Origin of the sequence: Oceanimonas doudoroffii, assembly GCF_002242685.1 — a bacterium.
GTDB classification, from domain to species: Bacteria; Pseudomonadota; Gammaproteobacteria; order Enterobacterales; family Aeromonadaceae; genus Oceanimonas; species Oceanimonas doudoroffii.
Map to the genome: position 1 here is coordinate 1,443,524 of NZ_NBIM01000001.1, position 12,278 is coordinate 1,455,801.

At 52.1% G+C, this 12,278-nt stretch carries 8 protein-coding genes; all 8 read right to left on the reverse strand.

Annotated elements, in window-relative coordinates:
* Nucleotides 1-148 precede the first annotated feature (148 nt).
* The gene (locus B6S08_RS06695) at nucleotides 149-1,750 is read right to left on the reverse strand and encodes a BCCT family transporter (protein ID WP_094199955.1); all 1,602 of its coding nucleotides are present in this window, start codon (nucleotides 1,748-1,750) and stop codon (nucleotides 149-151) included.
* Nucleotides 1,751-1,933: 183 nt separating this feature from the next.
* Nucleotides 1,934-3,283, reverse strand: coding sequence for a dimethylsulfonioproprionate lyase DddP (gene dddP / locus B6S08_RS06700; RefSeq protein ID WP_211284166.1), 1,350 nt, complete (start codon nucleotides 3,281-3,283; stop codon nucleotides 1,934-1,936).
* A 415-nt stretch (nucleotides 3,284-3,698) separates the two neighbouring features.
* Nucleotides 3,699-5,204: an aldehyde dehydrogenase family protein gene (locus B6S08_RS06705; protein WP_094199956.1), complete on the reverse strand. Its 1,506-nt coding sequence runs from the start codon at nucleotides 5,202-5,204 to the stop codon at nucleotides 3,699-3,701.
* A gap of 150 nt (nucleotides 5,205-5,354) precedes the next feature.
* On the reverse strand, nucleotides 5,355-6,704 hold the full coding sequence (locus B6S08_RS06710) for a lyase family protein (RefSeq protein WP_094199957.1): 1,350 nt from the start codon (nucleotides 6,702-6,704) through the stop codon (nucleotides 5,355-5,357).
* Nucleotides 6,705-7,027: 323 nt separating this feature from the next.
* Complete coding sequence (locus tag B6S08_RS06715; RefSeq protein ID WP_141202179.1) at nucleotides 7,028-8,056, reverse strand: proline racemase family protein; 1,029 nt, start codon at nucleotides 8,054-8,056, stop codon at nucleotides 7,028-7,030.
* Between the two features lie 116 nt (nucleotides 8,057-8,172).
* Nucleotides 8,173-9,663: a CoA-acylating methylmalonate-semialdehyde dehydrogenase gene (locus B6S08_RS06720; protein WP_094199959.1), complete on the reverse strand. Its 1,491-nt coding sequence runs from the start codon at nucleotides 9,661-9,663 to the stop codon at nucleotides 8,173-8,175.
* A gap of 150 nt (nucleotides 9,664-9,813) precedes the next feature.
* A complete protein-coding gene (locus B6S08_RS06725) occupies nucleotides 9,814-11,223 on the reverse strand; it encodes an NAD(P)/FAD-dependent oxidoreductase (protein ID WP_094199960.1) in 1,410 nt (469 codons plus the stop codon).
* Between the two features lie 204 nt (nucleotides 11,224-11,427).
* Entirely contained in the window at nucleotides 11,428-11,793 is a 366-nt protein-coding gene (locus B6S08_RS06730; RefSeq protein WP_094199961.1) for a cupin domain-containing protein, read from the reverse strand.
* Nucleotides 11,794-12,278 lie beyond the last annotated feature (485 nt).

A 12,278-nucleotide genomic window follows, 5' to 3' on the forward strand; every position in this document is an offset into this window, starting at 1 on the left:
AAACGCCTATTAACCCAAGCGGAATAAAACTGACAAATTAATTAGATAACAAAGCACCATTCGCCCAGGCTGAGTGTCTTATAACGAAACAAATAAAAGACACTCAGCTTGGCTAACAAATCAAGTCTTAACACAATGACTTATTAACTTACCCAAGTTGGCTAAACCTAGGTACCTCTTGCTGGGGTTTGGTATCGAGACTGGGAGTATGGCTATTCGGCTCATCCACTTGACTTCCCAAGCTCCCCTTCTTTTCAGCATTAAGTTCTAAAGCTATGGACTTGACAAAACCAAAGCACATAATGGTCACCAAAAGTGCAAATGGAAAGCCAAGCACAACAAGAACTGATTGAATGGCACTCATCCCCCCAACAGCCAGCAATACGCCTGTAATACCCGACACGAGCACCACCCAGAATACGCGTTCTAATTTAGGTGCCTTGTCTTCATGACGAGAAGTTAGAATGTTTATTACCATGGTCCCCGAGTCAGCCGTGGTTATAAAAAATACAAATATGCACAACAACACTACATAACCAATGACAGTCCAGCCGGAAAACATGTCGAAAAACTTGAAGAGTGCGGTAGATGAGTCGGCCATAACAGCGGCACCCAGCTCACTCATACCTTGGTTATGAATCATATCCAACGCCGTATTACCAAAAATGGAAAACCAGGCAAAAGAGAAACCAACGGGGATGATCAACACACCAAGAATAAATTCGCGAATGGTTCTTCCTTTTGAAATCCTGGCAATAAACAGTCCTGTCGGGGCAGCAAACGCGATCCACCAGGCCCAGTAAAGCAGGGTCCATCCCTGAAACCACTGAGGGTTGGAAAGTGAATAGGTTTCAAATGTGAGGGGTATCAAATTTGCCAGGTAATCACCAACATTTTCAACAGTCGCGTTTAAAATGTAAGATGTTTCACCCACTACAAAAACAAACAACATCAGAGAGATAGCGATACAGATATTAAAAACAGACAGCCTTTTAATACCCTTTTCCAACCCCAAAATCAGAGATGCACATGTCACAAGGCTGATAAAAAGGATCAAAACCAGTTGGACCGACAGACTCTGCGGTACATCCATGACGTAGTTAAGGCCCGAGTTTATTTGCATCACACCAAAGCCAAGCGGTGTTACAATGCCTACCACGGTTGCCAACACGGCAAAAGTATCAACAAAATCCCCAATCCAGCCATCTACTCTGTTGCCAATTAAAGGATACAGAGCGGAACGCATTTCAATGGGCCTGCCTTTTCTATATGCCGCATAGGAGATCAGCAGAGCAACAATACAATAGATTGCCCAGGCATTGATTCCCCAGTGAAAGTACGAAATATTTATCGCCTTCCGCACGGCCTCATCTGTACCTCCTTCCAGCACAGGGGGAGAAAGGTAGTGCATAACGGGTTCAGCGACACCGAAAAACACCAGGCCAATCCCCATGCCGGTGCAAAACAGCATGGCGCCCCAGGCAAAAAAGTTATGCTCTGGTCGCTCGTTATCTTTCCCCAGCCTAAGGTTTCCGGCGCGTCCGAATCCGCAATAAGCAAGTATCAGCATGAAAAATGCCACACTTGACATATAAAACCATCCGAACTTCTCACCAATCCAACTTTGAAAGAATTTGAACAACTCTCCCGTCTTTTCAGGTAAGGCAAACAAAAAAGCAATGAAAATAGCCAATATCAATATTGACTTTATTGCAACTCTTTTCTTGTGGGCATTAAATGACTGTTCCATGTAAATCCACCTTCCTCGATATATTCAACAACAACTGGCAAACTCGCATCAACATTATTTACATTCAAACAAGCCTACTTATAAAATCACAAACAACCTTAGCATCGCTGTGAAATAGGCAAAGTCATACAAATTCAACTTTGCCTATCCAAACCCATTAAAAGTCAGACAACAAAACTAAACTCAATCACCCAACAAGCTGTCTTCAAATGGGTAATTAGTCAGGTTTTCAAAGCCTGTCTCTGTAATAATAACTTGATCTTCGAGCTTGACACCGTCTTTGCCACCGACTCGACCTACATAAGCCTCCACACACAGCGCCATGCCGGGCTCCAGCACCCCATCATAACCATGGCATTCAAGATCTTCGGGGTAACGAATTGATGGGTATTCATCACAAAGGCCCACACCATGCATCATTACACCATATCTCTGTGGACGGTATTCTTCGGGTAGCAGCAGGCCTGCCTCCGTTACCTCTCTGAATGTCATTCCCGGCTTTAAGATATTCATATTATGCTGGATATGATCATAGGCAACCCGATAAAGATGCTTCTGCTCAGCGGTTGGCTCCCGATCACCGATCATCCAGGTTCGAGATAAATCAGCGCAGATTCCATAGGGACCAATAAGATCAGTATCAAAAGCCAGTAGCTCGCCTTCTTGCACAACCCGAGGACCACACTCCTGGAACCAGGGGTTAGTTCTTGGGCCCGATGAAAGAATACGACACTCTATCCACTCGCCTCCGCGGCGAATATTTTCTGCATGGAGAACAGACCAGATATCGTTCTCGGTTACACCGGGCACAGTGGCCTCCTGCATTGCTTTCATTGCAATTTCGGTTGATGCAATGGAGCAACGCATGGCATTGATTTCGTCTTCATTCTTGACGGCCCGAGCAAGCTCCATGACTTCTTGACCATCAAAAATCTCTATTCCTAACTGCGTCAGTTTACTGAAACCTGCAATTTCGATTTTATCAATCGCCAGCCTTTTATTTTCTCCAGCATGCTCATGCAGAATGGACTTTATTTCCGAAGCAAATCGAGCCGCGTGCTCGTCAGTTCTATTTCCCGTTTCGAAATAAAAGAAGGAAGCACCACCCCTAACCTCTTTTACCAAGGGAAGGTGGGCAGACAAATGATCACAGTTGTGAAAATCCCACAGAATAATATGTCCGGAAGCAGATACGAAACAGGCTCTGGCATGATTGTGAGTGACCCAAACTTGCATGTTGGTTGAGTCGGTCGCATATCGAATGTTGAGCGGGTCAAACAACAGCACACCAGCGAGATCTCTTTTCTGCAACTCTTTTACAATTCTCTGAAGGCGATACTCTCGCATGCGAGCAAGGTTAGGAGGTGTTAACCCCAACTCTTCCCATTCTTGAAATGCAAGCTCTGTTGGTCCAATTTCAACACGATCATTGTCGTTGACAGAGCCATCTGCCTTGAACTGACCACCCCGCCGGCGAGAAGGATCTATCTTTCGATTCGAAGATGAAACTGAGAATGGATTCATGCTTTTCATTATTAAACCTTCCTGAAAGTAGTAATTGCGCCCAGTAACAATAAATACGGATAACGGGAGCCCTGCTCGAGTTGTTCCGGATATGTTACAGATTGTCACAAAAGCACAACAGGAGGAAGTGAGTTAAACTAGAGGGGCCATGAGATAAAGTCATGCTCTTTATATAACAGAGCACGACTAAATGGAGACTCATACATCCCCAATTACTCATGGTTATAAGTAGAGTTCACAGTGGTGTTGTTTCTCAAAACAGAGCCGGGACGGCCCGACCCGACTGGGTTTGAGACTCCGACTGCTCGGCCGACGAACAGAAATACCGGATAATGTTAATCACCGTCACGGCGCTACGCGCCAGGCATGGCGCATAACGTAAAAAGGGGGCCTGATGGCCCCCCTTGCATTTCTATTTCAGGTATCAGGCGTCGCCGTAATATACCCAGACGCCCTTGGTCTTGGTGTAGGAAGACAGGGAGTGAATTGCCATCTCCTTGCCCCAGCCACTCTGGCGGAAACCACCGAAGGGGGCGGCCAGGCCATAGCAACCGTAGCGGTTGATAAACAGCATGCCGGCGTCGATTTGTTCCGCTACCCGGTGGGCACGGGATACGTCTGCGGTATAAATGCCGGCCGCCAGGCCGTAGGCAGTGGCATTGGCCATTTGCACGGCTTCTTCGGTGGTGTGGAAACGGGTACAGCACAGCACGGGGCCAAAAATCTCTTCCTGGGCGATGCGGGCATTCTGGTCCACCTCGGAGAAGATGGTGGGGCGAATGAAATAGCCGTTGGCATTGTCACCCTCGGTATCGGCGCAGCCGCCGGCCACCAGTTTGGCCTCGCCCTTGCCGATTTCAATGTACTCCAGGATCTTGTTGAACTGGGCCTCGTTGCACTGGGGTCCCTGGTCGACGTTTTCATCAAAGGGATTGCCGCACTTCACCGCGTTGGCCTTGGCAATCAGCTTTTCAAGCACCTGATCGTAAATACTGTCGTGGATCAGGAAGCGGGTCGGCTCCGAGCACTTCTCCCCCTTGTGGGAGAACATTACGGTAAAGGCCCGATCGATGGCACCGTCCAGATCCGGCGTGTCTTCAAAGAAGATGCAGGGTGACTTGCCGCCCAGCTCCAGGGTGGCCGCCTTGAGGTTGGACAGGCCGGAGTTTTGCACTATTTTGCGCCCTACCCCGGTGCTGCCGGTAAAGGACACCTTGTGCACATTGTTGCTCAGGGTCAACTGGTTGGCCATCTCGCCGTTGGTCAACAGCATGTTGATCACGCCCTTCGGAAACTCGAGCTCGCTGTCGATCAGCTCCATCAGGTAGATGGTGGTCAGCGGCGTGTATTCCGACGGTTTGATGATCACGGTATTGCCCATGGCCAGCGCCGCCGCCACCTTGAGGCTGGTCTGGTACAGGGGGAAGTTCCAGGGGGCGATCAGCGCGCAGACCCCAATGGGCTCTTTCAGGGTGTAGTTCAGAAAGCCGTCTTCAACCGGCGAGGTTTCACCATAGAACTTGTCGGTCCAGCCGGCGTAGTATTCAAAAATATCAGCGCAGGTGGGAATGTCGTCGGCCATGGACTCGGCGAACAGCTTGCCATTGGGCAGAGATTCAAGCACCGCCAGCTCTTCGGTATGCTCACGGATCAGCCGGGCTACCTGACGCAGCATTTCTGCCCGCTGGGTGCGGCTGACCTTGGACCAGGCACCGGACTCGTGCCGCTGGTTGGCAATGTGAGCGGCGTATTCCACCTGCTCCGCATCGGCCATCACGAATTCGCACAGCGCTTCGCGATTGGCCGGGTTGGTCACTATCCACTTGTCCTGACCGGTGCCGTCTACCCACTGGCCATCGATATATTGCCGCTTGGGTTGCTGCAGCCAGTCATGGGCCCAGGACAGGGGAATGTTTTTTACAGAATCCATTTGATACTCCATTTCTCTTGCGACGACGGTGACATCCTGTGAGGACGTGTGCTGTAACGGTTGCTAACGAGAGTAGAAGGATGGCTTTTCGAGCACAATTGACATTAGGGTATGGCGCCGTGCAAAAAACTCATCCTTATTCCCTGATGCTTATTCCTTCAGGTAACGCCGAATTTGCTCCAGATCTCCGCCGCTTTCCTTGTAAACGCGGGCAGCGAACGAATAGCCGCGTTGCTGCTTAAGCCGAATTAATGTGGGAATCAGCGTATTAACGTTATGGGCATTTCGCGCCAGATCGGGCTCCATACCGGCCAGGCAGTGCTGCCTAAATGCCTCCATGCCGCTGGTCAAAACCGAGATGGCGTCGAGCAGATTGCTGATCACCACAGACTGCCAGGGGGTGTAGTCGAGCTCACCATGATCCTGGGTCATCTGCACCGAGTAACAGCGCCCGCAGGCCTGCATGCAGCACTGGATCAGGTATTCGGGAATGGTCGGGTTGACCTTGCCCGGCATGGCCGAGGAGCCGGGTTGCACCGCGGGCAGGCGAATTTCGCCAAGCCCGGTTTCAGGCCCCGACGCCATCAGGCGAAAGTCCTTGGCAATGCGCAGCAGGGCCCTCGCCAGCTGGTCCAGTCCGGCAGCCACTCGGGCAAGATCGTCATGACTCTGGGACGCATCAAACAGGTTGTCGCTGTGCGCGAACCGCTTCTCTCCCGTCATTTGATTCAGCCCATCGATAACCTGATTGAAGAAGGCCTCGGAGCAATCCCCCTTGCGCCCGATGATATTGCCCCCCAGGTTGACCCGGTACAGCTCATCGGTGTCTCTCTCCAAGCGTTCCCGGTGACGTTCAAGCTGTGAAGCATAACCACCAAACAGATCGGCAAAACTGATCTCGACTGCGTCCTGCAGGCAGGTGCGGGAAATTTTCAGCACATGCCGCCATCGCTGCCCCTGCTCATCGAAGGTACCGAGCAAGGCCGCCAGCTCGCCGTCCAATTGCTTCATCTTGTCAATCACCGCCAGGTGGCAGGCGGTGTTCAACGCATCACTGGTCGAGTTGTTCAGGTTGACGTGATCATTGGGGTGCACCGGCTGGTAGCTTCCCAGCGGACGCTCAAAGGCATGGTGGTTGGCCAGGTTGGCCACCACCTCATTAACGTTCATGTTGCTGGAGATCCCTCCGCCGCCATGAAAGGCATGCACCGGAAAAGCATCGGCAGGCATTTCTGCAAGCAGCAGGTCCACCGCCGACACTATGGCCTGCCCAACCTCGGGCTCAAGTTCTCCAGTATTGAGATTGGTCTGGGCCGCCAGCTTTTTAACCAGCAACAAGCCACGCAGCAACTCTGGATAGGCCGACAGGGGTTTCTCGCCATTGAGCGGATACAAGTCGATTGCCCTTTGCGTTTGCACTCCAAAAAGCGCCTGTGCCGGCACCTCCAGTTCGCCTATCAAGTCCTCTTCAATACGGTATTGCCGCTGTGTTGTGGCCATGGATTTCTCTCTCCCTGTACTAAACGCTGAGAGTTATCAGAACCAAATACCTGAGCAAGCGCCAGTGATACTTTCACACAGAGGAATACGAAAAACTCATGGTAGCCGCTGCTTCAAGAAGGCCGCCTCACTCAGTGACAAGGGGTGAGTGAAAAATGGGAAAGGATGAGAATTAGAAAAGCAAAAAAACCCGACTCGTAATAAGTCAGGGCTTTTTTAAATGTGGCGGAGCGGACGGGACTCGAACCCGCGACCACAGATATGTTGTAAGGTCAGGACTAGTACAACTTACAAACGGCGCGGCCGCACACACCGGTGAGGAGTCAGTTTAAAATTTCCTCCAGGCCCTCTTGTGGTGTAAGAGGGTCACTAAAGTCGACCACAATCTGTGATTTGCTTGTGATCCAACCGCTGCCTGTCACCATGGCCTCAAAGCCGTCTTTTCCGTGATAGTCGAGTTTTCTGGTGATGTTAGCTTGCAAGCTTGTTCCAAAGATCGACACCGTCCTTACACATTCACCAAGATCCAAAAGCCCCTTGTTGACTAAGTTCACCAGCACCGACGTACTCGGTACGCCAGCAGGTGCCCGGCAAACGCTGTTACGAGGTGACTCATAGCAACAGACGCGGCAACTGCTGCTATCGTCTTCACCTGTCTGAAGTTCCCCAGCATAAACGACGAAGGAAATGGGGCCTTCCTCGCCAAAAACAGGATGAACTGGGCGCGGCAACTGATTGACAGCCTCAATGAAAGACTTGGAGAAACTCACGATGTCCTCCTCCTCTTCCCTGATTAAATCGAAACCAACGTCTGCAGCCCGAATAACGGGATAGAATGCTCCAGACCACACTATGTCATAGCGCACAACTCCCCTTGACGGCATATCGACCACGAGGTCAGATGCCGCTACAAAAGTAGGGGTATTAGCCTTGTAGGTAACCGACGTCACTTTTCCGTTTTCGCATTCAGCCGTGACGTCGATCAACCCGCCCGGCGCCTCCAGCACAACCTGGTTTGTGCCTTCGGTCATCGTAAGTCGGCCGGTCTCAAGTAAAGCTATTACCGTACTCATGGTGTTAGTGCCGGAGATCAATGGATAGCCCATCAACTCCATGATAATGAACCCGGCATCTGCTCCTGGTGTTCCTGGCTGAACCACCAGATCAGCAAATAACGAGGGATGTCCGCCACGAGGTTCATGCAACAGAATTCTCCGTAGGCCATCCGCATGAGCCCGGAGGTAACTCATTTTTTCCAGAACGGAAGAGCCTGGCAGTTCTGCTATCCCGCCCAGGACGATGCGATGCAAATCGCCTCCCACATGTACATCCACCACTTCGATATGTTTCATGAACAGCAATCTCTTACTTTGAGTTATCAGCCGAGCGGCATGAGCTTCAGAATGGTGCCCCGCCAGCTAACGGGCGGAGCAATCAAGGGCTCGCCTTGTCTCCGCCCTTGCCGTGTTCAGGACGGGAAGGCGAACTGCACTCCTTCACGCACCCCGGCCGAAGGCCAGCGCTGAGTGACCGTCTTACGCCGGGTATAGAAGCGCACCGCATCAGGACCGTAGGCGGCCAGATCGCCGAACAAGGAGCGCTTCCAGCCGCCGAAGCTGTGGTAGGCCACCGGGACCGGCAGTGGCACGTTAATGCCGACCATACCCACCTGGATGTTGTCGCTGAAGTAACGGGCCGCCTCGCCATCGCGGGTGAAGATGCAGGTGCCATTGCCGTATTCGTGGGCGTCGATCAGATCCATCGCCTGTTGCATAGTTTCCACTCGCACCACCAGCAGTACCGGGCCAAAAATTTCTTCCTGGTAGCAGAGCATATCCGGAGTAGCCCGGTCGATCAGGGTGCCACCCACGAAGAAGCCACTTTCATAGCCGGGGACGTTCGGGTTGCGGCCGTCCACCACTATCTCGGCGCCCTGCTCTTCTGCGCTGTTAATGTAGCCCACTACCTTTTCCATGTGCGCCCGAGTGATCACAGGCCCGAAGTCGTTCTGCCGCTCGCTGAAGGCACCGACCTTGAGGCTTTGCATCTGCGCCTGCATCTTGCTGATCAGTGCCTCGGCGGCTTCATCACCGACGGCCACCGCCACCGACAGCGCCATGCAACGCTCGCCGGAAGAGCCGAAGGCCGCGCCGGTCAAGGCATTGACGGCGTTGTCCATATCGGCATCGGGCATCACGATGGCATGGTTCTTGGCTCCGCCCAGCGCCTGGCAACGCTTGCCGTTGGCACTGGCCTTGCTGTAGATGTATTCGGCGATCGGGGTTGAGCCGACGAAACTCACCGCCTGCACCCGCGGGTCTTCAAGCAGGGTATCGACCGCTTCCTTGTCGCCGTTAACCACGTTGATGACCCCTGCTGGCAGGCCCGCATCCATTAGCAACTGGGCGATAAACAGGGTCGAGCTCGGGTCACGCTCTGAAGGTTTCAGGATGAAGCAGTTGCCACAGGCGATGGCCATGGGATACATCCACAGCGGCACCATGGCGGGGAAGTTAAACGGCGTGATGCCAGCCACCACGCCCAAAGGCTGAAACTCGCTCCAGGAGTCGATGGCAGGGCCCACATTCTTGCTGTGCTCACCCTTGAGCAGCTCGGGCACGCCACAGGCGTATTCGACGTTTTCGATACCGCGCAGCAGTTCACCCATGGCGTCGTGCGCTATCTTGCCGTGCTCTTCGCCGATCAGCCGGCAGATTTCCTCGGCGTTTTCTTCCAGCAGTTGCTTGAAGCGATACATGACCCGCGCCCGCTTCAGCGGCGGCGTGTTGCGCCAGGCGGGAAAGGCGGCCTGGGCGGCGGCGATGGCTTCCTCGACGGTGGCCTTGCTGGCCAGGGCCACCTGCTTGGCGACCTCGCCGGTGGAGGGGTTGTAAACGTCCTGGGTGCGGGTGCCGTCGGAGACGATAGCGCCGTTGATCAAGTGGCCGATGGTTTTCATGCTTCTACCTCTTCTTTTTTTGAAACATCATTCAGCAACCCCGTCGGGCGTTGCTGGCGATATATAATCAATACCGCAGCCAAGCAACGTCAGCGTCGCCCGGAACTGCAGATTGGCATGGTTATCGATTCCGATAACCATACGGCTTCGTCAACGCATAAGTCGCGACAGTGCGTTACTGACGTTATTCGCTACGGATTTGCTAAAAGCCGACCCTTTTATCTTCAGGTACAGGTTTTCTTCCCAGGTAAATGCCTTGACGATAGTCTTTGAGGTCAGCCATCGGAAAGGCTCCGGTTCCCACTTCCGCAGCGCTTGGTGGTGAGACGCGTTGTTGAAAACCCAGGGCATCCGGGTGAGTTCGGTTTCGCGGCCAAGAATCATATCCGCCAGAGTTCTTCCAAATAAGTGGGAAGGGCCGACGCCTTGGCCGCCATATCCGCCCGCGGTCGCGATTCCCGCTTCCAGGTCGAAGATGGCATGGGGAGCGAAATTGCGCGGCATGCCCAGCGATCCGCCCCAGCCGTGTGTAATCTTCACGCCTCTCAACATGGGGAAGAGGTCGTACATCAGTTCTTCCCGGACGCGGAATTCGTCATTGGCCAATGAGAAGTGGCTTCGTGGTTTGCCTCCGTAGACATAACCGCCCCTCGCACCAAAGATCATTCGGCCATCAGCCGACTTCTGGCCGTAGCTCACCATCCGGCTGCCATCGCAGAAAGCCTCGCGGCCTTCCAAGCCAATTTCTTTCCAGAGCGATTCCGATAACGGTTCAGTTGCAACGATCAGGCTCTGCACCGGGATGATATAGCGGCCGAAGCCGCCGACACTGGATGAATATCCTTCCAGCGCTGGAACGACAACAGGAGCACGAACGACACCATGCTCGGTAGTAACTTCCCCGGACCGGAAAGAGGTAACCCGTGTTTTTTCGTATATCCTAACGCCTTTCTTTTCGACGGCTGCAGCCAATCCTCTGGCCATTCGGGCAGGGTTAACAGTGGCACAGTGACTCTTGTAAACCGCGCCGAGACCATTACGCAGCCGTACTTTTTCCGCCAGCTCGCGGGCATTAAGCCACCGGCAGTCCTCTTCGGTGTGTCCGGCCTCATAAAGTTGCGCCAACATTTTCCGTTGCATGGCTTCCTGTTCGGGGTAGCGAGCCGCAGCATACAGCACCCCTCCTTTATGGAAGTGTGCATCGATACCCTCTGCTTCGAGCCTACTGCCAATGTTGTCAACATTCTCGAACAGGATGCGGCAGCACTCTCTGCGTTTCTCCATGGGTAATGGAGCAACATACTTATCCAGACCTGCAATGTAGCCCGCCACCCAGCCACCGTTACGTCCAGATGCACCATATCCGGCGATATCGGCTTCCAACACGACCACATTAAGGGCCGGATCCTGTTCCTTTAGATAGTAGGCGGTCCATAAACCGGTATACCCGGCACCGATGATCGCTACGTCAGCGTCGATATTGCCTGGTAAAGAGGGGCGTACGGTAGGTTTATGATCCATAGTATTGAACCAAAAACTCGTATCATTGTAGTTGCTCATCGCTGCGTCCAATATGACAATGGGCTTCTGCCATGGTATGAGAGAAGATCATAGGCGCCGAGACTGGCAATGGCTGAGTAACTAGAACTCTCAAAAGCTGACAGACTTCCACAGAAGGAACCTCTTATGTAGAAGTCGTTTGATTACTCTGTCCACTCTTTCATTGCCATAGTCGTACGGGCTTGTGAAACACCTCTCGCTAGATTAACGGCATTTAGCAATCACGAAATATTTACGAACCGGGATAACTGATTCCCAAATGCCATCGAAGCCGGGCTCGACCACGAAGGATTCACCTGCCGAAAATTCACTACTGTTGCCATTTTTGTCGGTTAGTTTGACCTTGCCCTCAATCAGATAGCAGAACTCCATTTCATCGGGGTGAGATTTTTTCTTGCTGAATGGCTCAGACATCCAAATACCACTGATGACTGTGGCATCGGAAGATTTAAAGGGAATGCTGGCAAGCGTATCACCATTCCCACTAAGGAGAATATCTTCAGGTGTTGAGCTTGTAATGCCGGGGTAATCTGCAGTGATTTCAATTGGTCTAATAAATTGAGCAGCCATGAAAAGTCTCCTGTATGGGCAAGGGGCATAGGACGAAAATATTTTTTCAGCCCTGGTAACAGCCAGTCTGTTACAGGAGGTATGATACTTAAATCCAATTATCCAAATGTTTGCGTAAACAAAAGGTTACCAAAACAAAACATATGAACTTTTACTTACATTTCAGTCAGTTATGCTTAACCACCAACCGTTATCAATATTCGACAGATGGTCATGTAGTGAGCTCTACCTGGATTCATAAGCTTCACGATTGAGCCCTAAACTTGCTCTCGTTACGTACATCAACTCCGGTACCTCTCACTTTTTCGAAGTGAGTCAGAACAAAACTAAAGCAATACAACAGAGCTGCCTGTCCCAATTGCTCTACCATTAGTTCATGGTTGGCCGTGGCCTGATTAAAGAACTGGCTTGGTGTGTAAGCAACTAAGCTCTAATACCTATAGGTGCCTACCACCAAGCTCAAGCCGAGAATCGCTCAAATTGAC